The sequence below is a fragment of the Rhodoplanes tepidamans genome (assembly GCF_030813915.1).
GTDB classification, from domain to species: Bacteria; Pseudomonadota; Alphaproteobacteria; order Rhizobiales; family Xanthobacteraceae; genus Rhodoplanes; species Rhodoplanes tepidamans.
On sequence record NZ_JAUSUJ010000042.1, the window covers coordinates 1 to 24,222 of the forward strand.

General features: G+C 70.9%; 20 protein-coding genes. 7 read left to right on the forward strand and 13 right to left on the reverse strand.

Translation table 11 applies throughout. From position 1 onward, the window contains the following. Positions 1–554: 554 nt before the first annotated feature. From J2S22_RS29735 to J2S22_RS29755, 5 genes are all read right to left on the reverse strand, one after another. Positions 555–1,502 (reverse strand): beta-keto acid cleavage family enzyme, encoded by a 948-nt coding sequence (locus J2S22_RS29735; RefSeq protein WP_272777915.1) that lies wholly within the window; start codon positions 1,500–1,502, stop codon positions 555–557. 64 nt (positions 1,503–1,566) lie between these two features. Beyond that, positions 1,567–2,466, reverse strand: a complete 900-nt coding sequence (locus tag J2S22_RS29740) for a 3-hydroxyacyl-CoA dehydrogenase family protein (RefSeq protein ID WP_272777914.1) — start codon at positions 2,464–2,466, stop codon at positions 1,567–1,569. Positions 2,467–2,469: 3 nt separating this feature from the next. Beyond that, entirely contained in the window at positions 2,470–3,273 is an 804-nt protein-coding gene (locus J2S22_RS29745; protein WP_272777913.1) for an SDR family NAD(P)-dependent oxidoreductase, read from the reverse strand. A 305-nt stretch (positions 3,274–3,578) separates the two neighbouring features. Beyond that, complete coding sequence (locus J2S22_RS29750) at positions 3,579–3,920, reverse strand: cupin domain-containing protein (RefSeq protein ID WP_272777912.1); 342 nt, start codon at positions 3,918–3,920, stop codon at positions 3,579–3,581. Further along, positions 3,920–4,759: a cyclase family protein gene (locus J2S22_RS29755; RefSeq protein ID WP_272777911.1), complete on the reverse strand. Its 840-nt coding sequence runs from the start codon at positions 4,757–4,759 to the stop codon at positions 3,920–3,922. The genes J2S22_RS29750 and J2S22_RS29755 overlap by 1 nt, the downstream gene beginning before the upstream one ends. A 593-nt stretch (positions 4,760–5,352) precedes the next feature. Here J2S22_RS29755 and J2S22_RS29760 point away from each other — a divergent pair. The 4 genes from J2S22_RS29760 to J2S22_RS29775 all read left to right on the forward strand — a co-directional run bounded on the left by J2S22_RS29760 (position 5,353) and on the right by J2S22_RS29775 (position 10,918). Continuing rightward, positions 5,353–6,663 carry an MFS transporter gene (locus J2S22_RS29760; protein WP_272777910.1) on the forward strand — a complete coding sequence of 437 codons (1,311 nt, stop codon included), beginning with the start codon at positions 5,353–5,355 and terminating at the stop codon, positions 6,661–6,663. 551 nt (positions 6,664–7,214) lie between these two features. Beyond that, positions 7,215–8,168, forward strand: coding sequence for an amidohydrolase family protein (locus J2S22_RS29765; RefSeq protein ID WP_272777909.1), 954 nt, complete (start codon positions 7,215–7,217; stop codon positions 8,166–8,168). 28 nt (positions 8,169–8,196) lie between these two features. Continuing rightward, on the forward strand, positions 8,197–9,435 hold the full coding sequence (locus J2S22_RS29770) for an MFS transporter (RefSeq protein ID WP_272777908.1): 1,239 nt from the start codon (positions 8,197–8,199) through the stop codon (positions 9,433–9,435). 229 nt (positions 9,436–9,664) lie between these two features. Then, the gene (locus J2S22_RS29775) at positions 9,665–10,918 is read left to right on the forward strand and encodes an MFS transporter (RefSeq protein ID WP_272777907.1); all 1,254 of its coding nucleotides are present in this window, start codon (positions 9,665–9,667) and stop codon (positions 10,916–10,918) included. Between the two features lie 79 nt (positions 10,919–10,997). Here the strand turns inward: J2S22_RS29775 and J2S22_RS29780 are convergent, their stop codons facing one another. The 4 genes from J2S22_RS29780 to J2S22_RS29795 all read right to left on the reverse strand — a co-directional run bounded on the left by J2S22_RS29780 (position 10,998) and on the right by J2S22_RS29795 (position 15,469). Continuing rightward, a complete protein-coding gene (locus tag J2S22_RS29780) occupies positions 10,998–11,792 on the reverse strand; it encodes an IclR family transcriptional regulator (RefSeq protein WP_272777906.1) in 795 nt (264 codons plus the stop codon). Positions 11,793–12,168: 376 nt separating this feature from the next. Continuing rightward, the gene (locus J2S22_RS29785; protein WP_272777905.1) at positions 12,169–13,116 is read right to left on the reverse strand and encodes a beta-keto acid cleavage family enzyme; all 948 of its coding nucleotides are present in this window, start codon (positions 13,114–13,116) and stop codon (positions 12,169–12,171) included. A 273-nt stretch (positions 13,117–13,389) separates the two neighbouring features. Continuing rightward, positions 13,390–14,163 (reverse strand): cyclase family protein, encoded by a 774-nt coding sequence (locus J2S22_RS29790; RefSeq protein ID WP_272777904.1) that lies wholly within the window; start codon positions 14,161–14,163, stop codon positions 13,390–13,392. A 67-nt stretch (positions 14,164–14,230) separates the two neighbouring features. Further along, positions 14,231–15,469 carry an MFS transporter gene (locus J2S22_RS29795; protein WP_272777903.1) on the reverse strand — a complete coding sequence of 413 codons (1,239 nt, stop codon included), beginning with the start codon at positions 15,467–15,469 and terminating at the stop codon, positions 14,231–14,233. 672 nt (positions 15,470–16,141) lie between these two features. On the opposite strand from J2S22_RS29795, the gene J2S22_RS29800 reads away from it, so the two are divergent. Together J2S22_RS29800 and J2S22_RS29805 are read left to right on the forward strand one after the other, a co-directional pair. Then, positions 16,142–16,933 carry a TetR/AcrR family transcriptional regulator gene (locus tag J2S22_RS29800; RefSeq protein WP_272777902.1) on the forward strand — a complete coding sequence of 264 codons (792 nt, stop codon included), beginning with the start codon at positions 16,142–16,144 and terminating at the stop codon, positions 16,931–16,933. Between the two features lie 83 nt (positions 16,934–17,016). Continuing rightward, a protein-coding gene (locus J2S22_RS29805) for an IS630 family transposase (protein ID WP_272777901.1) occupies positions 17,017–18,083 on the forward strand; the annotation gives its coding sequence in 2 pieces (ribosomal slippage) (positions 17,017–17,503 and positions 17,503–18,083; 1,068 coding nt in all). Positions 18,084–18,146: 63 nt separating this feature from the next. On the opposite strand, the gene J2S22_RS29810 is transcribed toward J2S22_RS29805, so the two are convergent. Further along, positions 18,147–19,760 (reverse strand): caspase family protein, encoded by a 1,614-nt coding sequence (locus J2S22_RS29810; RefSeq protein ID WP_272777900.1) that lies wholly within the window; start codon positions 19,758–19,760, stop codon positions 18,147–18,149. Next, a complete protein-coding gene (locus J2S22_RS29815) occupies positions 19,757–20,731 on the reverse strand; it encodes a DUF4399 domain-containing protein (protein ID WP_272777899.1) in 975 nt (324 codons plus the stop codon). The genes J2S22_RS29810 and J2S22_RS29815 overlap by 4 nt, the downstream gene beginning before the upstream one ends. Positions 20,732–21,100: 369 nt before the next feature. On the opposite strand from J2S22_RS29815, the gene J2S22_RS29820 reads away from it, so the two are divergent. Continuing rightward, a complete protein-coding gene (locus J2S22_RS29820; protein ID WP_272777898.1) occupies positions 21,101–21,946 on the forward strand; it encodes a formylglycine-generating enzyme family protein in 846 nt (281 codons plus the stop codon). Between the two features lie 39 nt (positions 21,947–21,985). Here the strand turns inward: J2S22_RS29820 and J2S22_RS29825 are convergent, their stop codons facing one another. Together J2S22_RS29825 and J2S22_RS29830 are read right to left on the reverse strand one after the other, a co-directional pair. Continuing rightward, the gene (locus tag J2S22_RS29825) at positions 21,986–22,852 is read right to left on the reverse strand and encodes a 2-keto-4-pentenoate hydratase (protein ID WP_272777897.1); all 867 of its coding nucleotides are present in this window, start codon (positions 22,850–22,852) and stop codon (positions 21,986–21,988) included. Positions 22,853–22,949: 97 nt separating this feature from the next. After that, a complete protein-coding gene (locus J2S22_RS29830) occupies positions 22,950–24,176 on the reverse strand; it encodes a Coenzyme F420 hydrogenase/dehydrogenase, beta subunit C-terminal domain (protein ID WP_272777896.1) in 1,227 nt (408 codons plus the stop codon). Between the last annotated feature and the right edge of the window lie 46 nt (positions 24,177–24,222).

The following is a 24,222-nucleotide window of genomic DNA, read 5'->3' on the forward strand; positions in this document are numbered from 1 at the left end:
TTCCGGGGCGCGGCGAAGCCGCGAACCCGGAATCCAGCGACAATCTCGGAGTTCTCGGCTGGATTCCGGGTTCGGCGCTGCGCGCCGCCCCGGAACGACCACCGAACTGATCAGCCGAATGCGATGAGGCGGCCGCCTCACGACTAGAGAAGACGTCCCAAGGAACGAGAGCCGGGCGGGTCCCTCCCCCGGCTCTTTTTCTGTCCGGAGGGATGCGCGCGACTCTTCAGTTCGGGAGACGCGCGGCGCCCCTCCGGCCGGCGGACGCGAAGAAGGCCGGGACGCGGACGCCCCGGCCTTCTCGTCACGCCCGCCCCGGGTGCCTCCGGGACGGACAATGGCTGATGGGATGCGCTCGGTTACGAACCGCCGCCAATGCCGACTCGTCATGCCCGCCACTCGGGTCCGGCCTTCGGCCGGCCCGCGCACATGCCTCGTGCCGGGCATCCCGTCTTCAAGGCCGCTCGACCACAAAGACGTGGATGGCCGGGACGAGCCCGGCCAAGAACGGAGGAGGAGTCCGGGACTGCCGCCGCCGATGTCTGTCTCTCGCCCTACTCCGCCGCGCTCTTCTGCACCCAGCCGACGGCGGCGGCGCCCTTGAGGCCGAGGATCTGCCGGGCCTCGGCCGGGGTCGCCACCGGAATGCTCAGCGCCGCCGCGATGGTCATGATCCGCTCGACCTGCTCGGCGCTCGACTTCGCCAGCACCTTCGGAGCGAGATAGAGATTGTCCTCGAGGCCGACCCGGACGTTGCCGCCCATGCCCATGGCGGTCGCCATCATCGGCAGCTGGGCGCGGCCCGCCGCGGAGAGCGACCAGGTGAAGGTCTTCTCGCCGATCATCCGGCAGGCGCTCTCGTACAGGAACACCAGGTTGCCGACCGTCGCCTGCATGCCGCCGAGGATGCCGAGCACGAACTGGATGTGGATCGGGGCCTTCAGCACGCCGGTGCTCAGCAGGAACTGGACGTTGGACAGCATGCCGGCGTCGTAGACCTCGAGCTCCGGCTTGGTGCCGGCCGCGGTCATGAACGCGGCGAACTCGGCGAGCGTCTTGAACGTGTTCGGGAAGATCCAATCGTCGGTGGCGCGGATGAACGGCACCTCCCAGTCGTGCTTCGGCTCCTTCAGCTTGTCGGCGAGCGGGTGGAACGCGAAGTTCATCGAGCCGGTGTTGAGCGAGGCGAGCTCGGGCTTCAGGAGCGCCACCGAGCGGGCCCGGTCGGCGACCGTCATCTCCTTGGAGCCGCCCGTGGTGATGCAGATCGGCGCGTCGGTGCGGGCGCTGATCTTGCGCACGATCTCCTCGTAGAGCTTGGGGTCGGCGGAGGGCTTGCCGGTCTGCGGGTCGCGCGCGTGCACGTGGACGATGGCGGCGCCGGCCTGCGCCGCGGCGACCGCGTCGTTCGCGATCTCGTCCGGCGTCACCGGCAGGTACGGCGACATGCTCGGCGTGTGCACCGAGCCGGTGACCGCGGCCGTGATGACGAGCTTGGCCATGGGGTTCTCCTCGAATCTGTCGGGACGGGGCGCCCGGCCACGGCCGGCGCCCCGCCGCCGGGGGCTAACGTTGTGTCTTCAGGTGATCGACGACGCGCTTCTTCAGCGCCGCCTGCTCCTCGGGGGTCCAGCGGCGGAAGCCTTCGCCCGACTTCATGCCGAGCTTTCCGTCCTTCACCAGGGCTTCGAGATAGGGCGACGGGCCGGGCCGCGACTCGATCGCCGGCAGCACGGTCTGGTGGATGGCCAGCGTCAGGTCGGTGCCGACCAGGTCGGCGTTCTCCAGCGGGCCGAGCACGGCGAGGCGGCGGCCGAAGCTCGCCTTGATCACCGTGTCGACCGTCTCGGCGTCGCAGATGCCGCGCTCGACCAGCGACACCGCCTCGCGCCACAGCGCGTGCTGCAGGCGGTTGCCGACGAAGCCCGGCACGTCCTTCTTCACGTGCACGGGCGTCTTGCCGGCGTTCGCGTGCAAGTCCATCGTGAAGGCGATGGCGGCCTCCGAGGTCCATTCGGTGCCGATCACCTCGACGAGCGGCACCAGGAAGGGCGGGTTCCACCAGTGCGTCCCGACGGCGCGCTCGCGCTTCGCCAGGTTCCGCATGATCTCGGTGATCGGGATCACCGAGGTGTTGCTGGCGAGCACCGCGGTCGCCGGCGCCGCCGCCTCGACCTCGGCGAACAGCCTGCGCTTCAGCTCGAGATTCTCGGACGCCGCCTCGACCACGAAGTCGGCGTCGCGGACCGCCTCGGCCAGCGTCCCGGCGAGGCGGATCCGCGTCACCGCGGAGACGTCCTCGCCGAGATCGATCAGGTTCGCCTCGACCCGGGAGAGCGCGCTCGCCAGCGTCGGCGCGTGGGCGTCGGTGAGGGCCACCTGATGCCCGGCAAGCGCGAAGACCTGGGCGATGCCGTGCCCCATCATGCCGGCGCCGACGACGGCGATGCGTGCTGTCCCGCTCATGGTTCAGCCCGCCGTGTAGCCGCCGTCGGCGTACAGGATGTGTCCGGTGTAGAAGTCGGACGCCGCCGAGGCGAGGAACAGGAGCGGACCGGCGAGGTCGGACGGCTCGCCGAGCCGGCCCTTGGGCACGCGGGCCAGGAAGGCCGGGCGGACGCCGCGCGCCTTCTCGGTGTCCTCGTACATCCACGCCGTCAGGGCCGAGCGGAAGACCGTCGGGGCGATGGCGTTGACCGTGATGCCGGTGGGCCCGAGCTCGCAGCCGAGCGCCTTGGTGATGCCGTCCACGGCCGACTTGGAGGCGCAGTAGGCCGTGTAGCCGGCCGGGTGGCCGAGCAGGCCGCGGGCCGACGACATCAGGATGATCTTGCCGCCCTCGCCCTGCGCCAGCATCTGGCGGGACGCGGCGCGCGCCATCAGCCAGGACTGGGTGACGTTGGCGTCCATGACGTCCTCGAAGCGGTCGGGCGTCATCTCGCCGATCTTGGCGACGTCGTTCTTGCCGGAGCCGACGACGAGAATGTCGAGCCGGCCGAACGCCTCGACGGCGGCGGCCACGATGGCGTCGCAGTTCTTCTCGTTGCTCGGCCGCAGGCCGACGGCCTTCACCTCGGCGCCGAGCGCCCTGCACTCGGCCGCCACCTTGTCGAGCTCGGCGGCGTTGCCGGCGGCGACCACCACCTTGGCGCCGGCGCCGGCCAGCACCTTGGCGGCGAGCGCGCCGAACGCGCCGGACGCGCCGGTGACGACCGCGGTCTTGCCGCGCACGTCGAACAGCGCGAGCGGGTTCTTCAGAAAGTCCTCGGACATGATGTCATCCTCTGACGACGCTCCCGCGGGAGCGCGGGGTCGCCGGGGCGGAGAGCCCGGCGGCGCATTGGCGCCCCGCCAAACCCTCCGCCGCCGCGACGTCTCGTCTCGGCCGGCGCGCCGGCCCCCTCTCGCCTCGTGGTGAGGAGCGATCCGGGCGCGCTCGCGCGCCAGGGTCGCGTCTCGAACCATGTGGCCGCCCCCGCCCTTCGAGACGCCCGCTTCGCGGGCTCCTCGGGACGAGGGCGGAGAGAGGTGGCTTCTCCGGCGCGCCGGTCTCGGCTCTCGTGATCCCGGCCCGCGGCTCAGCCCTTGGGGGCGGCGACCGCCACCAGGATGGTGCAGACCTCGTTGCCGCGATTGACGATCTCGCGGCTCTCGTTGGGCGCGATGGTGCAGGCGTCGTGCTGCTTCAGCACCGTCTCCTTGCCGTCGACGATGACGGTGAGCTCGCCGGCGAGGACGAAGTACACCTTCTCGGGCGGCGAGGCGTCCGGCCCGGCGCCGCCGCCGGGCAGGAAGTGCGAGACGCCGACGACGACACCGGTGGTGCCGCCGGCCTCGGCGCCGAACACCCGCAGCGGCATGCAGCCGCGATGGCCCGGCGCGTCGTAGGTCTTCAGCTCGGAGAAGCGCTTGACCTGCATCAGAAGCGCTCCCCTTTCTCGATCCGATAGGCGCCCTTGGGGTCGGCCATCGCGACCAGGCGGATGATGCAGCCGTCGCCGCGCTCCCAGCGCCACGGGAACATGGCGAAGGTGCAGCGCCGGCCCGTGACCTTGTCGATCTCGCCGCCGACGTTCTCGATGCCGAGAATGCCGTTCTTGAACAGCAGCCGGTGCACCGGCTCCCACTCCGGATGATCGTCCTTCCAGTCGCGGCCGCCGGACCACTTCTTGTACTCGGCGGCGAGGTGCGGATGGATCGGGCCGTTGCGGTGCGGGCCGATGGCGGTCGCGAGCGGGTGGTCGTTGGCCTGGGTGTCGTGGCCGACCACCTTCACCTTCTTCTCGACGAACCACTCGCCGGCCGACTTCACGAAGCCCGGCGACAGGCAGAAATACTCCTCGCTGTCCTCGTACTTCTCGTGCCAGCCGGTGTTGACGATGACGACGTCGCGCGGCCGCACCAGCTTGCCGGCGGCCTTCTCGAGATCGTCGTAGCCGATCGGCTCCCACTGCTTCTTCGGGATCGAGACGACGATGCCCGAGCCGAAGAAGTGCGGCAGCGGCACCTCGTCCATGAACGGCGTGCCCTCGACCACGTGGGCGGGCGCGTCGATGTGGGTGGTGTGGTGCATGCTGGTCGTGATGCGCTGCGACAGCACGCCCGACTTCGCCATGTAATGGATGCGCTCGATCTGGACGTCCTGGAAGTACGGCCAGTTCGGCTTCTGCAGGCCGAACGGATGGGAGAGGTCGTAGAACTCGAGCCCCATGCTGTTGTCGAGGTTGCCTTCCATCGACACGCCCCGGATGACCGGCATCGTTCGTTCTCCTTGTTGTGAGTGTCCGAAGATAGTGACCCGCGATGTGATCCACACGTATCGCATCGTGGTCGCCCTGGTCAACGTGACGGGCCATGCGCGGTCCGCGCGGCTGCGCGACGGCGGACGGATGCCGCCGGTCGCGAGGCGCGGCGGCATGGCGACCACGGCACACGGAAGTGCCTGCGCCATCGGCCTTGGGAGCGGCGGGGGCCGCGCCCGGCCGGACCGGGGCGGCCCGTCACTGTACCGGCATCCGGAACTCCCGAAGCCGCTTCGTAGCACTGCGTAGGTAATCGTCCCGAGCCGTCCGAATGGACGCCCGGCGGGGCCGCCCGCCGGCTTTCTCTCGCATCTGCGAGCACCACGCGTGCTGTTGATTTCGATGATGTTATTTGATCGGCCCGGCATCGCCGCGACAGGTTACGCGGCGTCTCTTTCGCGGTGCAGCACAGGCCGCCCCAGCCTGGACTCCAACTCACTTCGTAGTACGACTATCCCGCTATTCGATACATAGGCCCTGCGAGACTCGTCGTCACGCCGGCGTGCCGAAACGTGACGACCCGCCTCGCCGCGCGCGAAGGAGTGACGGGATGTCGGACAGCATCACGGTGCCGCTGGAGCGGTCGACGAGCGGCGCGCCGCTCGCCGTGCGGAGCAATTTCGGTCCGCGCGGCTGGAGCATGGTCGGCTTCAGCCTGATCATGTACTACAATTTCGCGGCCTGGACGGCGGACGGCCTGAACGTCATCGTCCAGAGCTTCGTCGACCTGCACGGCTGGGACTTCGCCACCCTGCTGGCCTTCTCGACGCCGGCCGGCTGGCTCGGCGTGATCGGCTCGCTGATGATCGCCGAGCTGATCAACCGCAAGGGCGCCAAGATCGTCGCGATCGTCGGCCTCGTGCTGCTGGGCCTCGTGCTGATCTGGTTCGGCCGCGTCACCTCGCCGATGGAGTACGCGGTCGGCCTCACGCTGATCAACTTCCTGGCGACCGGCGTGTGCTTCAACGTTCCGGGCACGCTGCTCAACACCTGGTTTCCGCGCAAGAAGGGGCTGGCGCTCGGCTGGGCCACCATGGGCATGTCGCTGTGCACGGCGACCCTGGTGCCGATCATGGTGCTGCTGTTCGGCGTGCTCGGCATCCCGAACGCCTACGCGGCCTGCGGCCTGATCCTGATCGCGCTCGGCCTCGCGACCATCGTCTGGGTGCGCAACTCGCCCGAGGAGGCCGGCTGCTACCCGGACAACGAGCCGCTGAGCCGCGAGCAGCTCGCCGCCAACCTCGCCGAGCTGGAGAGCCACCGGAGCCCCTTCACCATCCCGGTGCTGCTGCGCGACCGCGACATGTGGCTGATCTCGCTCGGCTACGGCCTCCTGTGGCTGGTCGACATCGGGGTCGTCAGCCAGCTCGTGCCGCGCCTGATCTCGATCGGCTACGACCAGTCGACCGCGATATTCATGTTCACCACGGCGGCGTTCTTCTGCGCGATCTTCAGCTACGTGTGGGGCTGGCTGGACGTCCGCTTCGGCACCCGCCGGGTCAGCATCGCCTATGCGCTGTTCTTCGTCTTCACGCACGCCTGCCTGATGGTGAAGGGCGGCGACGTGTTCACCTATTTCACGCTCCTCCTGGTCGGCATGAGCATCGCCGGCATCAAGGAGCTCGCCACCTCGCAGGTCGGCTCGGTCTACGGCCGCTACGACTTCGCCGCCGCCAACCGGGTGATCTCGACCATCGCCTGCCTGTTCCGGGTCTGCTGCTTCGCCGTCATCGCCGCCAGCCTCAAATGGACCGGCGGCTACGACGCCGCCTATGGGGCGTTCATCGTGCTCGATCTCGTCGCGGCGGTGCTGATCTATTTCATCACCGACACCTGCAAGGGCAAGGTCGACCCGGCCTGAACACGGCCGGCCGCCGGATCGTGCGACTCGAGCCCGGCCCGATGCGCCTGCGAGTTCGACAGGCTCGCCCTGATGCGGCGCGACCTGTCCTGATGCGGCGGCTCTGGAGCCGCGCCCCCGGGCCCGCCGGCGCCCCTGCGCGGCGGGCTCGCATGTCCGACGAGTCGACCAGGCCGATCCGAAAGGCCCTTCTGTCCCGCGCTTCGATACAGGGCCCCGCGCCGTATCACTGCGTAGGTGTTCGTGCTGACGGTGGCGCGGGCGGTCCCGGCGGGCATTTCCGACCGGCGTCTTCGGCACTGCAAACACCGCATCGACGCCTGATAAAAGCGGAGATCTCACGTCGGCCGCGGCGTGGGTCGTCGCGGCGCCGTCGCTGCGCCGCAGCACCGAATTCCCGGCCACCGCGAGGTCCGGTCGCTTGCTGATAAACCCACCATTTGATACGGCTGAACCGTACTACAGGACACCTGCGGAGGGCCGGTTCCGGCCCGCGATCCCTTCCGGACCTCCGCTCCGACCCGATTCACACCGGACAAACGGAGCTTCCCTTGGTCACCAAGATCGCACTCGAAGAGCACGCGCTGTGCCCGAGCCTGACCGAATACTGGTACCCGACCGTCGCCGACGTGCCGGACGTGGTGCGTGACCGCCTCCTCGCCGCCCTCACCGACTTCGGCGAGGCCCGCCTCGCCGCGATGGACCGCGCCGGCATCGGCAAGTCGGTGATCGGCATCGCCGGTCCCGGCGTGCAGGTCGAGCCCGACACGGCCCGCGCCATCGCCAAGGCCAAGGCCTCCAACGACTACCTGGCCACGAAGGTGGCCGAGAACCCGGCCCGCTTCGCCGGCTTCGCCCACCTGCCGCTGCAGGACGCGACCGCCGCCGCCGACGAGCTGCAGCGCTGCGTCGAGCAGCTGAAGTTCCGCGGCGCCATGGTCAACGGCCACACGCTCGGCCGCTATCTCGACGATCCCGCCTACGCGCCGTTCTGGGAGCGCGCCGCCGCGCTGAAGACCTGGATCTATCTGCACCCGGCCGACCCGGTGTCGACCATGCCGGCGCTCGCCGGCACCTACGGGCTCAAGCGCGCCACCTGGGAATGGGGCGTCGAGACCGGCACCCACGCGCTGCGTCTCGTCTTCGGCGGCGTGTTCGACCGCTACCCGGGCGCGCGGCTGATGCTCGGCCATCTCGGCGAGACGCTGCCCTACCTGCTGTGGCGGTTCGACAGCCGGGCGCAGCTCTACGGCGTGAAGCTGCCGCAGCCGCCGTCCTTCTACATCAAGCGCAACATCGCCGTGACGACCTCGGGCATGAGCTCGGCCGAGCCGCTCGCCTGCGCGCTCGCCGCGCTCGGGACCGACCGCGTCTGCTTCGCCTCCGACCACCCGTTCGAGGACGCCGGCGAGGCCGGCCATTTCCTCGACACCGTGGCCCTGCCGGACGAGACCCGCGTCGCGGTCGCCTCCGGCAACGCCAAGACGCTGCTCGGCCTCGCCTGATCGTCCTCTCGCACCCAGGATCAAGACCATGTTCAAGAATCCGTGGTGGGTCGTCGTCGGCTCGGTGTTCGGCCTCCTGGTCGGCAACGGCGCGATCATGCAGTTCACCTTCGGCGTGCTCCTCAAGCCGATCGGCCAGGAGTTCGGCTGGGACCGCGGCACCGTGTCGATGGCGATGGTGATCGGCCTCGTCTGCACCGGCCTGATGACGCCGCTGATCGGCATCCTGGTCGATCGCTACGGCATCCGCCGCATCGCCCTGCCCTGCATCGCCGCGTTCTCGGCGATCGTCGCCCTCACCTCGCTGACCCCGGCCTCGCCGCTCGCCTTCATCGCCTTCTACGGCGTGATGGGGCTGGCCGCCTCGGGCCAGACGCCGCTGATCTACTCGAAGTCGATCGCGGCGAGCTTCGACGACCATCGCGGCCTCGCCCTCGGCGTCGCCATGGCGGGCGTCGGCCTCGGCGCGGCGCTGATCCCGCAATACGCGCAGGCGCTGATCGGCATGTTCGGCTGGCGCGGCGCGTATGTGGGGCTGGGCGCCCTCACCTTCGTGCTGGCCATCCCGGCCGTCGCCTTCCTGGTGCGCGAGCCCGACCGGGCACTCGCCTCCGAGACCGGCGAGCCCCCAAAGGAGCTGCCCGGGGTGACCGGCCGCGCGGCGCTGAAGACCAAGTACTTCTGGCTCCTCGTCGTGCCGTTCTTCGCGCTCGCCGCCGCAGCCAACGGGTCGATCGCCCACGTGGTGCCGCTGCTCACCGACCGCGGCGTCTCCCCGCAGATGGCGACCTCGGCCCTCACCATGGCGGGCCTCGCCCTGATCGCCGGACGCCTGCTCGCCGGCTATCTGCTCGACCGGCTGTTCGCGCCCTATGTGGCGGTGGTGTTCATCATCATCCCGCTGATCGGCATCGTGATGCTGACCACGACCAGCAGCACGGCGATGGCGTCGCTCGCCACCGTGCTGATCGGCCTCGGCCTCGGCGCCGAGGTCGACCTGATCGCGTTCTTCATCTCGCGCTATCTCGGCCTGCGCAGCTTCGGCGAGATCTACGGCTACCTGTTCGCCATCTTCATGCTGGCGAACGGCATCGGCCCCTACGTGATGGGCGTCTCGTTCGACAAGGCCGGCTCCTACGTCCCGGTGCTGTGGACCTTCGCCGGCGGCCTCGTCGTCGCCTCGGTGCTGATCCTGCTGATGGGCCCCTACGTCTACCCGTCGCGGCACGAGCTCGCCCGCCGCAAGCTCGCCGTGCAGGACGCCTGACGCGACCTCTCGAAGGGCCGGCCCCGCGCCGGCCCTTCGTTCCTCCGGCCCCGGATCGATCCGGGGCCGTCTCTCCCCCTCGTGATCCCAGACGCACGGCCGGATCGAGATCCGATCGTCGGCCCCGCTCGCCCTCGCGCGCGGGTGCCTCCGGGCCAGGATCGCCGACCCGTTCCGCGACCGTCGCGGGATCACGCGGGTCCGACCTCGCGACCTGGAGCTTTCCACGATGGCTATCGAGACCGGCACGGCGACCCCGGCGACAAGCGCCGCCACCCACGGCCTTCCCGTCAAATGGCGGGTCCTGATCAGCGGGTTCATGAGCTACGCGTTCGACGCGCTGGACTTCATGATCCTCGCGATGTCGCTGCCCCTGATCATCAAGGAGCTCGACATCACCATGGCGGACGCCGGCCTGCTCGGCACGGCGACGCTGCTCGGCGTCGGCATCTCCTCGATCGCCATGGGCTGGTTCGCCGACAACTACGGCCGCAAGACCGCGCTGATGGTCGGCATCGCGATCTTCGGCCTGTTCACGGCGGCGATCGGCTTCGCGCAGGGCTACTGGTCGATCATGGCGCTGCGTTTCGTCGCCGGCCTCGGGCTCGGCGGCATCTGGGGCGTCATCGCGGCCTTCATCAACGAGACCTGGCCGTCGCACCAGAGTGGCCGCGCCGCCTCCTTCGTGTTCTCGTCCTGGCCGATCGGCTTCGGCTCGGCCGCGCTGCTCGCCGGCTTCATCCTGCCGCGCTACGGCTGGCGGGTGCTGTTCTTCTGCGGCGCCGTCGCCCTCGTCGCGGTCGCCTACACCTACTTCTTCGTGCCGGAGTCGGAGACCTGGAAGAAGGCCAAGGCCGAGCGCGAGGCCGGCGGCGGCGCCCGGGCGTCGGTCGGCATCGGCGAGATCTTCGCCCCCGAGGTCCTGCGCTACACCATCGTCGGCACCCTGTCGGCGAGCTTCGCCCTGATCGCCTACTGGGGCGTCAACACCTGGGTGCCGACCTTCCTGGTGAAGGAGCGCGGCATGGCGATCGGCGACATGTCGATGTTCATCGTCATGCTCAATGTCGGCATGTTCCTCGGCTATCAGCTGTTCGGATATCTGGCCGACACGATCGGCGGCAAGAACGCCCTGATCATCAACTTCGTCGGCGCCACCGTGATGGTGCCGGTCTACGCCTTCGCCGAGAGCACGACGCTGCTGTTCTGGCTCGGCCCGGTGATGGCGCTGTTCTTCTCCTACGCGGGCATCTTCGGCTCGTACTTCGCCAAGCTCTATCCGCTCCGCATCCGCAGCCTCGGCTCCGGCTTCTGCTTCGACGTCGGCCGCGGCATCTCGGCCTTTGCGCCGTTCCTGCTCGGCCAGATCGCCGCGCATTACAGCCTGGCGGTCGGCATCTCGCTGTGCGGCGCGAGCTTCGCGCTCGCCGGCGCGATGGTGCTGCTGCTGCCCGACACCCGCGGCCGCGCGGCGGCCGACTGAGCGGGACCTCCTCCCGCACGAACGCGAAAGGCCGCCCACGGGCGGCCTCTTTCGTCTCGGGCGGCGCTGCGCGCGCGGCTCACGCCGCGGCGGCCTCCAGCTGGTCCTCGACGGCGCGCTTGGTGGCCAGCAGGTGCTCGGCGATGACGGTCTCGCGGCCGTAGAAGCGCTGCGCCGGCACCGGCACCGAGATGCCGACATAGTTGCCGAGCGAGTCGCGCAGCACCACGCCGGCGGCGCAGACGCCCGGCGCGTGCTCCTCGCGGTCGAAGGCGACGCCGCTGCGCCGCACCCGCCGCAGATCCTGCAGAAGCGCGTCGAAGGTGGTCAGCGTCGCCGGGGTGCGGACCGGATAGTTGCGGCCGATCAGCTCCTCGATGGCGTCGTTGCCGAGCTGGGCCAGATAGGCCTTGCCGGGCGCCGTGCAGTAGAGCGGGAAGGTCTCGCCGATCGCCGACACCAGCCGCAGCCGCTGCGAGCCGATCACCTGGTCGAGGAACACCAGATAGTCGCGCTTGACTGTGGCGAGATCGACGGTCTCGCGCAGCTCGGCCGACAGCTTGACCAGGAAGGGCCGGCACAGCGAGACGAAGTCGCTCTGCACCGAGGAGGCGAGCCGCAGCAGCGTCGGCCCGAGCCGCACCCGCCCGGTCGGCGAGGCGGCGATCAGCAGCTTCTCGGCCTCCAGCGCGGCGACGATGCGCTGCACGGTGGACCGCGCCAGGTCGACCCGCTGGGCGATCTGCCCGAGGCTGAGTCCCGCCGGCTGGTCCTCAAGGGCGCGCAGGATCGCGGCCGCGCGGGTGATCACCTGCACCGGTCCCCGCTCGGCGGTGCCCCCTTCGGCGCTCTGTGCGGTGTCGGCGCGTCTCATTCCGGTCGGTCCTGTCGTCCGCGGCGATGCCGCTCGTGAGTCTGATCCACCATACGGTACGCACCGCTTTTATTGCAATACTACGGGCTGCAGCGCACCACTGCGGCAGAGGCAGTTCTCGCCGATACGCGGGGCGACGACGACGCGCCATGCGTGATCTCACGTAGACGAAAAAGGCCGGACCCGCGGGCCCGGCCGAGTGTCGTCTCTCAGAGCGGAGTCGTCTGCGCGAATGGCGCCGTGATCCGGCGTCGTCGGAGGAGCCGGCCGCCGCGTCGCCGCTCCGACGAGCGCGTGCCTGCGCTCCGGCGACGTGCGGCCGGCTCCGTCTCCGCTCGTCCCCGCGTGCGGGGAGTCGCAGGCGCGGCCGAGGCGCCTATTCGGCGGCGCTCTTCTGCGCCCAGCCGACGGCGGCGGCGCCCTTGAGGCCGAGGATCTGCCGGGCCTCGGCCGGGGTCGCCACCGGAATGCTCAGCGCCGCCGCGATGGTCATGATCCGCTCGACCTGCTCGGCGCTCGACTTCGCCAGCACCTTCGGAGCGAGATAGAGATTGTCCTCGAGGCCGACCCGGACGTTGCCGCCCATGCCCATGGCGGTCGCCATCATCGGCAGCTGGGCGCGGCCCGCCGCGGAGAGCGACCAGGTGAAGTTCTTCTCGCCGATCATCCGGCAGGCGCTCTCGTGCAGGAACACGAGATTACCGACGGTCGCCTGCATGCCGCCGAGAATCCCCAGCACGAACTGCAGATGGATCGGCGGCTTCAGCACGCCGGTGCTCAGCAGGAACTGGACGTTGGACAGCATGCCGGCGTCGTAGACCTCGAGCTCCGGCTTGGTGCCGGCCGCGGTCATGAACGTCGCGAACTCGGCGAGCGTCTTGAACGTGTTCGGGAAGATCCAGTCCTCGGTGGCCTGCAGGAACGGGATCTCCCAGTCGTATTTCGGCTCCTTGATCTTGCCGGCGAGCGGGTGGATCGCGAAGTTCATCGAGCCGGTGTTGAGCGAGGCGAGCTCGGGCTTCAGGAGCGCCACCGAGCGGGCCCGCTCGGCCACCGTCATCTCCTTGGAGCCGCCCGTGGTGATGCAGATCGCCGCGTCGGTCGCGGCGCTGATGCGGGTGACGATCTCCTCGTAGAGCTTCGGGTCGGCGGAGGGCTTGCCGTTCTGCGGGTCGCGGGCGTGCACGTGGACGAGCGCCGCGCCGGCCTTGGCGGCGGCGACCGCGTCGGCGGCGATCTGCTCCGGGGTGAGCGGCAGATAGGGCGACAGGCTGGGGGTGTGCACCGAGCCGGTGACGGCCGCCGTGATGATGAGTTTCGACATGGGGGATCTCCTTGTGATTGTCTCGGCGATGCGTGGCGCCAGAATCAGGCATGCGGCGCGGACCGCGTCTGCGTGCTTCGGCGCGGTCGTCCCGCACTCCGCTCATCCCCGCACAAGCGGGGATCCGGGGCGTCTTGCCGTGTTCGCCCCTGGGTCCCCGCCTTCGCGGGGACGAGCGGATGTGGTGTCGAGACGGCGCCCTCGCCCTTCGAGACGGCCGCTTCGCAGCCTCCTCGGGGTGAGGGCGGAACGAGGGAACGCAGGCGCGCCGCCTCACGCGTCCAGGATCGCGACCGCGCGGGTCCAGCCCGCCGAGGCGCCGCGGATCTTGGCCGGGAAGCAGGCGACCGTGAATCCGGTCGGCGGCAGCTTCTCGAGATTGTGCAGCTTCTCGATATGGCAGTAGCCGACCGTGCGGCCCGACTTGTGGCCTTCCCAGATCAGCCCGGCGTCGTGCGTCTTGGCGTAGCGCTTGGCCGTGTAGACGAAGGGCGCGTCCCAGCTCCACGCGTCGGTGCCGGTGACCCGCACGCCGCGCTCGGTGAGATAGAGGGTCGCCTCGCGGCCCATGCCGCAGCCGGCCGCGACGTAGCCCTCCCTGCCGTAGATCTCGCCGGCGCGCGTGTTGACGACGACGATCTCCAGCGGCTTCAGCGTGTGGCCGATGCGGGCGAGCTCCTTCTCCACGTCGGCGGCGGTGACGATGTAACCGTCCTCGAAGTGGCGGAAGTCGAGCTTGACGCCGGGCTGGAAGCACCAGTCGAGCGGCACCTCGTCGATCGTGATGGCGCGCTCGCCGTTGTTCATGGTCGAGGCGAAGTGATAGGGCGCGTCGAGATGGGTGCCGTTGTGGGTGGTGATCTGCACCCATTCGATCGCCCAGGCCTCGCCGTCCGGCAGATCCTCGGCCTTCAGGCCGGGGAAGAAGGGCAGCAGCTCGTCGGTCGTGTCCTTGTGGTTCCGGTAGTTGATCTTGGGCTCGTAGATCGGGGGATCGGCGAGCGTGCCGTTCTCGAAGTAGATGGAGAGGTCGATGATCTTTCGCATGGTCTCGGCTCCGGTGCGGGCCGGCCGCGGCGGGGACTGCGGCCGGCCCGAGGGCTGCGCGCGGATGTCAGCTCCGCGGCGCAGCGGCGGGGGTTCCCGCCTGCGCGGCGGGGACCTCGGTTCGCGGCAGGAAGGCGGTCAGGATGGCCGAGAGGAGGAACGGCACGGCACAGATCAGGATCGCGGTCTGCAGGCTGTAGGCGGTGGCGATGCCGCCGAGGATGAACGGCGCGAAGGCGGAGACGCCGCGGCCGACGTTGAAGCAGAAGCCCGAGCCGGTGGTGCGCACGCGGGTCGGGAACAGCTCGCCGTAGTACGAGCCCATCAGGCCGACGAAGGCCATGAAGAACGCGTAGGCCGGGCCCATCCACAGGAGCGTCGCCGGATTCTCGGTGAGCGCGTAGACGGCCAGCATGACGGCCGAGCCGCCGAGCGACAGGACGAGCGCATTGCGCTTGCCGATCAGGTCGGCGATCCAGCCGAACACGTTGTAGCCGACGAACATGCCGACGCTGAGGATGGTCATGAACATGCCCATGTCGGCGACGGAGAGGCCACGCTCCTTGACCAGATAGGTCGGCAGCCAGGTGGTCGGGCCCCAGTAGGCGGTCAGCGCGAAGGCTGAGACGAGCGTCGCCAGGATGGTGTTCTTGGCGAGGCCTCCGGTGAAGATCTCCTTCACCGAGACCTTCTCGGCCTTGACGCCCTCGCCGCGGGCGCGAGCGTCGCGCTGCTGCTTCCAGGCCTCCGATTCAGGCACGAAGAAGTACACGTAGACGGCGACGATCAGGGCGATGCCGGCGGTCAGGAACAGGGCGCGCCAGCCCCACATCGGGATGATCTTGCCGGCCAGGAACGAGGCGAGGCCGACGCCGACCGGGAACGAGCTCATCACGAAGGCGGCGGCGCGGCCGCGCTGGGCCGGCGGCCAGGTCTCGGCGATGTAGGCCGCGATGACGCCCCACAGCCCGCCGAGACCGAGGCCGGCCAGGAAGCGCAGGATCAGGATCTCGGTCCAGGTGGAGGCGAAGGCGATCACCATGGTGAGCAGGCTGAAGCTGATCAGCGACCACAGCATCGCCTTGCGGCGCCCGTAATTGTCCGAGTACCAGCCCATCACCACGCTGGAGATGCCGACGCCGATCAGCGTCGCGGTGGCGAGCAGGCCGGCCTCGGACCGGGTGAGGCCGAGATCGTTCATGATCGGCTGGAACGCCATGGCGAGCAGCACGAGATCCATGGCGTCGAACGTGTAGGCCGCGAATCCTCCGCCGAGGACGCGCCATTTGGCGGTGTCTTTGTTCATGCGTAACCCCTGAGGTTCTTCCCGGCTCTCCGCGGGCCTGCCCGGACGGCGTCTGGTCGTTCGACGCCGCCGCGGCCGGCCCGAGGGGAGGGCCGGCCGGCCCGGACATCGCCCGCGACGGTCCGCGGTTCTCCGTGTTCAGCCTCCCGAAACTAGACTGTACGTACGTACAGTGCATCCGGAGAATCACGAAGCCGCCCTGCGCCGGCGGAGGAGATCCCCTGCGAAAACGGCAGAGCGGCGGTGAGGGACGGGACCGGGGGCTTCGCCGAACGGGACGAGGCGCGACTCGGACGGCGGCGCCTCGCACCTCGCTGCCCGGCCCCGGGAGCCGGTGGCTCACGGAAAGCCGGACGCACGAGATATCCGGCACGGCGGCCGAGTCGCGGCGGGCGGCGCGGACGCCAGAGCGGTTCGATGGCGTCGCCCCACACTCCGCTCAGTCCCGCGGAAGCGGGACTCCAGGGCGCCACGACCTGCGGCCCTGGGTCCCCGCCTTCGCGGGGACGAGCGGAGATCGGGTCCGATTCGGCGCAGCCGAAAACCGCTCTAGCATTTGTGCGGGGTGGACAGCGGCGGCGGGCGGCGACTAAGTTGCCCCGCATCAGCCGGCTCGACTCCACGAAAGGTCATCGCGGCCGAATGTCTTCTCCATCCGCGCGCGACCGCACCATGAAGCCCGCAGCCGAAACCGAGCCCTCCGAGGCGCGCAAGCCCGCCAGGGCCGACAAGCCCGCCAGGGCCGACAAGCGCAGCAAGGTCGGAAAGTCCGCCGCGACCGAGCGGCCGCGCAAGCCCGCCGCCGCCCCGCCGGCGAAGCGCGCCGTCGCGGCCGAGGAGCCGACCCGCCGCGCCAAGATCCTGCGCGCCGCCGAGCGGCTGTTCGCCATGGAGGGCTTTCACGGCGCCTCGATGCGCGACATCGCCGAGGCGGCCGGCGTCGGCCTGTCGATCGTGGTCTATCACTTCGAGACCAAGCAGAACCTCTACCGCGCCGTCTTCGCCGAGCATCAGAAGCTGTTCGAGGAACGCCTCGCCGAGCTGCGCGCCATCGAGGACCCGACCGCGCCGGACGCGGTGGAGAAGATCGTCGCCGCCTTCGTGATGCCGGTCATGCGCCAGCAGGGCCGGCCGGACGGCAAGTACTACTCGATGCTGACGGTGCGCGAGGCCTCCGACCCGCACGAGCGCTCGCGCGGCATCCTGCGCGACTACTACGACCCGATGGCGCGCGAGTTCATCGCCGCGCTGCAGCGGGCGCTGCCCGGACAGTCGCCCGAATACCTGCACTGGGCCTATCTGTTCGCGGTCGGCGCGCTGGTGATGAACTTCTTCGACGAGCGCATGTCGCGCCTCTCCAAGCACCGCTACAAGCCGGGCGACCTGCCGACCAAGGGCCGTTTCCTGGTCCGCTTCATCGCCGCCGGCATCAAGGCCGGCCCGGACGCCGCCGCGGAGGCGTGATACCAAAGGCCTCTGTGACTGACTCGCTTGGGATTCCTGAGCGAGGCGGATTGTGATTCGCTTGGCGCGGGAGGATTCGCGCCATGGCGACAGCGGTTTCTCTACGGACGGATTTCTCGGCGGCCGACCTGCGGCGGCTGGCGGCGGCGTCGAAGAACGCCAACCAGAGCCGGCGGCTGTTGTCGCTGGCGGCGGTCCGGGACGGGATGAACCGGACCGAGGCGGCGCGGGTCGGCGGCATGGACCGGCAGACGCTGCGCGACTGGGTGCATCGGTTCAACGCCCTCGGTCCGGACGGGCTTCTGGACATCCCGTCGAAAGGCCCGACCACCCGGCTGACCGCCGCCCAGCTCGCCGAGCTGGCGCAGATCGTCGAGACCGGCCCGGACCGGGCCGTGCATGGCGTGGTGCGCTGGCGCAGGGTCGACCTCCAGCGCCTGATCGCCGAGCGCTTCGGGGTCGAGTATCACGAGCGGACGATCGGCAAGATCCTCGACGCGCTCGGCTTCTCCCACATCAGCGCGCGACCCCGCCATCCCGCGCAGGATGCCGGAACCATCACGGCGTTCAAAAAAACTTCGCGGCGACGCTGAACGCCCATCTCGCCGACGTCGCCGACCGCAAGCCGGTCGAAATCTGGTTTCAGGACGAGGCGCGCATCGGCCAGAAGAACGGCATCGTGCGCATGTGGGCGCGGCGTGGAACCCGGCCGCGTCAGCCCGCCGACCAGCGCTACGAAAACGCCTGGCTGTTCGGCGCCATCTGCCCGGCCCGCGGCACCGGCGCCGCAGTCGCCATGCCGGTGGCCGACACCGAGGCCATGCAGATTCACCTCGACGAGATCGCCCGCACCGTCGCCAAAGGCGCCCACGCCGTCCTGTTGCTCGACCGTGCGGGCTGGCACACCACGCCCGCTCTCAGGGTGCCGAAGAACATGACCTTGCTGTTCCTGCCGTCGCGCTCGCCGGAGCTCAATCCGGTCGAGAACATCTGGCAGTATCTGCGTGGCAACTGGCTTTCGAACCGCGTCTTCGACACCTACGACGACATCGTCGACGCCGCCTGCGATGCTTGGCGGCGTCTCGTCGCTCAGCCGAACACAATCACCTCGATCGGACGCCGGGCATGGGCGCACATCGGTCAATCATGAGGGCCGTTGGTATGATCTCCCGTCCGGCCTGCCGCTCTCCGGCACGGAGAACGGCCGTCACCGTCACTCGACGCTCTCGCGCAGGCGGACGAGCTGCGGGCGCAGCGGCTCGCAGGTGAGCTCGCGCTCCAGCCGGACGATGGCGTCGCGGCGCGGCGTCGCGCGCAGGCGGGCGATCTGCTCCTGCTCGCGCCGGCACGCCTCCGGCGAGCCGGTCGCCACAGCGGCCGCAGCCGCCGGGCCGGACACCTGCGGCCGGGCGGGAGCCGTGGCGGCAGGCGGCGGCGACGACGACGACGGCAACGGCAGGGCCGGGGCCGGCGCGGGCCGGCTCGCCTCCGACGCCAGTGCCGGGGCAGGCGCCGGTCCGGCAGGCGCGGGCGGCCGCGCTGCCGCGGCAGCAGCAGCCGGCGCCGGGCCGACGACGCTCTCGCGCAGCCGCACCACCTGGGCCCGCAGCGCATCGCAGGCGAGCTCGCGCTCGAAGCGCAGCACCTCGTCGGCGGCCGGATCGGCGCGCAGCCGCGCCAGCCGGTCGCGATCGCGCCGGCACGCCGCCTCCGCCGCGACCGGATCCGCGGGCCCGCCCCCCGGCGCCACGGCAGCCGGTGCCACGGCGGCCGGCGCCGCGACGGGCGGCGGCGGCGGGGCGAGGCGCGGCATCGCCGCCGCCACGGCCCCCTGCCCGGCCCGCTCGCCGAGCTTGGCGATCTGGGCGCGCGCCAGCTCGGCGTAGAAGCCGCTGCCGTGGCGGGCCAGGAAGGTCTCGAACGCCGCCACGGTGCCGACCCGCTCGGCGAGCTCGTAGTCGCGCTGCAGGTCCTGCGCCGTGACCACCGGGGCCGCCGGCTTGGCGGCCGGCACCAGCGCCACCGTGGTGCCGCCGAGCGAGCCGTAGACGAACGGCTCCTGGGCGCCGCCGGTCTCGCGCAGCACCTCGTCGCGCACCCGGCCGAACGCCAGCCGCACGTCGAGGCCGGGCTCGGCGATGTGGTTGAGCAGCGCCGCCGTGAACGGGCTGTGGCGGCCGACGCCGTCGGCGGCGACCGAGCCGGCCTTGGCCGCGAAGGCGACCAGCGTGTTGCCGGCGGCCGGCTCGACCGTGGCGAGGCCGTTCACCACGGCCCGCATCGACACGGTGCGCTGCATCTTGCCGAGGAAGGGATTGTCGCGGCAGGCGTCGAGGATCACGAGCCGCAGCACGCGGGCGCCCTCGATCGACCACATCACGCGCTCGAGCGGGATCGCCTCGTCCTCGACGTCGTAGTCGCGCGCCAGCTTGGCGTCGACCGGGATCAGGTAGTTGCCGCCCTTCACCTCGACGCCGTGGCCGGCGTAGTAGACGACCGCGATGTCGGCGTCGCGCGCCACGCCCATGAACTCGCGCAGCGCCCGCTTGAAGTCGAGGACGCCGAGATCGTGGCGCGGCTGCACCACGTCGAAGCCGGAATTGCGGAGCAGCGCCGCCATGGCGCGGGCGTCGTTCGCCGTGTTGGGCAGCGACGGCACGCTGCGGTATCCGGAGTTGCCGATCACCAGGGCGACGCGCTTCTCGGCCCGCGCCGGCCCGGCCGCCGCCGCGACGGCGACCAGCACGACCGCGGCCGGCAGGACGAGCGCGGCGAGCGCCCGGCCGGCCGCCCCGATCAGGCGCCCGATCGTGCCTGCCGCCGTCACCGGTATCTCCAGCGCGAGGCCGAGCGCGGCCGGCGGCCCGACTTGGTGACCGTGACGGTGATCTCCTCCGAGTAGACGGGCGGGTCGTGCGGCACGTGGTCCTCGTCGGCGAGCAGCAGACGCAGCGTGTGGCGGCCGAGCGGCAGCGTCACCTTCGCCTCGGTCTGGCCGGTGCCGAAGTGGAGGTGCTGGAAGTCGTTCGGGATCGGCTGGTCGAGCGGCGGCAGCGGCGTGTCGATCAGCAGATGATGATGGCCGGTGTTCGGCTTGGCGATGCCGGCCGGCGCCACGCCCATGTTGATCAGGCCGAAGCGGATCACCGGGTTGCGCGACACGTAGGCGCCGCCCTTCGGATAGACGAAGTAGACCTTGGCGTCGGGGGGCGACGGATGGCGCGTCTTGGCCGCGGCCGGGGCGGCCGGCGGCGGCGCCGGCGCGGCGGCGACGGCGCCCGCGCCCTCGACCACGGTGACGCGGATGCGCGGCGACATCACGGGCGGCGAATGCGGGACGTGGTCCTTGTCGCCGAGCACGAGCTGCAGCGTGTGCTCGCCGGGCGGCAGCGTCACCTCCGCCTCGGTCTGGCCGGCGCCGTAGTGCAGATGCTGGAAGTCGTTGGGGATCGGCTGGTCGAGCGGCGGCAGCTCGGTGTCGATCAGCAGATGATGATGGCCGGAGTTCTCGCGGTCGGAGCCGGCCGGCGCGACGCCCATGCCGGTGAGGCCGAAATGCACCGTGAACCTCGGCGGCACGATCGCACCGTCGCGCAGGGCGATGAAATAGACCGCGGCCCCGGACGGCGACGGCGACGGCCCGCCGCGCTGGGCGTCCGATGCAGCGCCGTGGCCGCCGTGGCTCCCGTGACCGCCGCCGCTCTGCGCCGGCGCCGGGGCGGCACTCAGCATCACCGCCAGCAGCGCGGCCAGACCCGCCGACCATGATCCCGCGACGCCCGCCACCGCAGCCCGCATGCCCTGCCTCCGTGTCTGCTCAGCCGAGACCTCGATCCGGATTGGTGGCGACGGCGCGCGGACCGGTTCGATCGTCCGGCGCCGGCGCCGGCGCACCGGAGGGGACCGACGTGAACCGGGATCCCGCGCGACCGCACCACGACTCCGGTCGTCGCCGCGAGGCGCGCCCCGGCGATCCGCTGACACGATCGTGAACACCGGACGGCAGTGACGTCACGCGCGGCCGTCCTTTCGGTCTCGGTCGGTATCGGGCGGTACGTTGACGCCGGCGACGCATCTGCGACACTTTTCGCGAAGCTCGGGATCCTGCGCCATCACGTCATTGCGGGAAAGCTGATTATGCGGCGACGGCTGGGGTGTCTCCTGTTTGTGATCACGCTCGCGGCGGGTCCCGCCGCCGTGGTGGCGCAGGAGCCGCAGGGCCTGCGCCGCTTCGACCTGCAGCCGCGCGTGCCCGACGCCGGCGTGCCGGTCGCGCAGCCGGGCCCGGCCCGGGTCGCCGGCGAGACGTTCCGCGACTGCGCCGACTGCCCCGAGCTCGTCGTCGTTCCCGAGGGCGAGTTCGACATGGGCTCGGCCGACAGCGAGTACGAGAAGCCGGTGCACCGCGTGGTCCTGGCGCGGCCTTTCGCGATCGGCCGGCGCGAGGTGACGTTCGCCGAATGGGACCGCTGCGTCGCCGCCGGCGGCTGCCGCCACCGGCCCGACGATCACGGCTGGGGCCGCGACGCGCAGCCGGTGATCGACGTGAGCTACGACGACGCCAGGACCTACGTGGCGTGGCTGGCGCAGACCACCGGCCGCGGCTACCGGCTGCCGAGCGAGGCCGAGTGGGAATACGCGGCGCGCGCCGGCTCGGTGACGCCGCACTGGTGGGGCCGCGAGGTCGGCCAGGGCCGCGCCAACTGCACGACCTGCGCGACGCCGGCGCCGCGCCGCACCCTGCCGGCCGGCTCGTTCCGGCCCAACGCCTTCGGCCTCTACGACACCGCCGGCAACGCCGCCGAATGGGTCGAGGACTGCTGGAACGAGACCTACCGGGGCGCGCCGCGCGACGGCACGGCGTGGACGGCCGGCCAGTGCCGCCAGCGCGTGCTGCGCGGCGGCTCGTTCGGCTCGACCCCGGCGGCGATCCGCACCGCCGCCCGGTTCCGCTACGACAAGGACGTGCGCTACTACGCCAACGGCTTCCGCGTCGCCCGCGACCTGCCGTGAGCGCTCCGCGTCAGGCGCGCCGCTGTTCGAACGTCGCTTCTATCTGAACGTCGCCTTCACCTCGACCGGCCTGTCGGCGAGCCCCTCGTAGCGGGCCGTCACGGTGCGGCCGGCGGCGGGCGGCGACAGCGGCGAGAAGCTGCCGAGGCTCAGCATGTCGCCCTTTTTCAGGGTGATGCCGGCGCGGCCCAGATCCGCGACCAGCCAGGCGACCGCGTCGAGCGGGTGACCGAGGATCGCCGTGCCGGGGCTCCTGGCGATCTCGCGGCCGGTGTCGTCGACCAGCACCACCGTCATCTTCGCCAGCCGGTCGGCGAAGTCCTGGGTCGCCGCGACCGGCACCGGCGCGCCGGTGACGCCGAGCCGCGCCCCGACGTTGATGGCGGTCAGCACGCCGCCGTCCATGTGGGCGCCCTTCTGCAGCACCAGGTCGGGCAGCTCGAGGAACGGCACCACGGCGTCGAGGTGCTTCAGCATCTCGACATGGCCCTTGGCATCGTGGATGCCGGCATCCTTCACCGTGACGATCAGATCCGACTCGAACAGCGGCGCCGCCCCGAACGCCGCGTCGACGGTGGCGCCGTCGGTCAGGATCATCTTGGCGAGCAGCGTGCCGCGCACCGGATGCGGCACGCCGAAGCGCTTCTGCACCGCCTCGTTGGTGAGGCCCGCCTTGTAGCCGACGACGTTACCGAGCGACGGCTTCAGCCTCTCCACCAGCTTCTGCTGGGCGCACAGGCCGTCGGCGACCGAGAGGCCGGGCCCGTAGCTCTCGGCCGGCTGGCGCGCCGCGACCTTGGCGGCGAGCGCCGCCACGGCGTCGTCCGACGGACAGGCGGCGAGCGCGGGCGCGGCGAGCAGGACCAGGACGGCGAACGGACTCACGGCGGCGGCGAGACGCGGCATGGGCTTCCTCCGGTGTGGTTTGACGGAAGCGTAGCGCAGGGGCCGCAGCGCAGGAAAGTGGCCGAGGATGGGGCGCGCGCGACCCGCTGCCCCGGCCCTACCTCTCCCCCTCGCCCGGCGTCAGGCCGTAGGGGGCGACGAGATCCCAGACGTGCTGCGGCACCATGTGGCGCAGACGCCGGGGGCGCTCGCGGCGCAGATGGAGGACCGTCTCGATCGCCTTCATCTCCAGCCGGGCGCGGGCGAACTCGAGGCCGCGCGGGCCGATCTTCGGCATCAGCCAGGCGACCAGCGGACGGAGAAAGTCCGGGGTGCCGCGCACCGGCAGGCCGCCGGCGGCGCGCTCGGTGTTCTTCAGGAAACCCTTCACGGGCGCACGGCGCTTGCCGGCGCTGCCGGGCGCGGCGGTGCGGACCTCGTCGCCGAGCAGCGACAGGAGCTCCTCGCCGCGCGCGTTGCGGATCAGCAGCCACTGCTCGCCCTCGCCGCCCATGTAGCCGACCGTGATGTCGGCGAGCACGTTGGTGTAGTCGACGCAGGTGCGGCAGGTGAGCGGGAAGAAGTCGCGCGGCAGCTTCGACAGCGGCAGCATCAGGAACGGGACGCGCCTCTGCGTGCCGTCGGAGAAGCGCAGCTCGACGTGATAGTCGGCACGGAACTCCAGATACGTGATGGTGTCCGGATCGTCGGCGAGCAGCGCCAGGAACTCGTGGAAACGCTCCGTGGTGGTGTTGTCGGAGCAGGGCGTGCCGACGACGTAGATCCGCTCGAATCCGAGCTCGGCCTCGATCGCGCGCAGCGCGTGGATCTGGCACGGGATGCCGACCACGGCGATGCGCCTGAACCCCAGCTCCCGCGCCGGCGCCAGCAGCGCCAGCAGCGGCGCCCAGCCCATGCGCATGCCACGGCACTGCGCCATGCCCTCGGGGCGCGTCACCAGCACGGGGCGCGGCCGCCAGCGGTCGGCCGGATCGGCCGCCATGGCGAGCACGGCGTCGACCGCCCCGGTCTCCAGCAGGCGCTCGCCGATGCGGGTGACGATGCCGGTCCACTGCGCCCCCGGCCGCGGGTCCTTCAGGGCGGCCCGCAGCATGCGGCGGAACGGCCCGAAGAACAGCTCGTCCGGCTTGTGCGGATCGCGGGCGCGGCCGTGCACGGCCGTCTCCATGCCGGGATAGTCGGGCTTGAGGAACTGGCAGGCGTGGCCGCACTGCCCCGGCGTCGCGGTGCGCGAGATCCCGCAGTCGGTGCACAGGTCGCGCTTCACCGCCGCGCCGATCGGCGGAGTCCACACCGGTGGGATCGACGGGTGATGGAGGGTCACGGCCCGCTCCGCAGCTCGCGCGGCGCCTCGCCGCCGCGGCCGACGA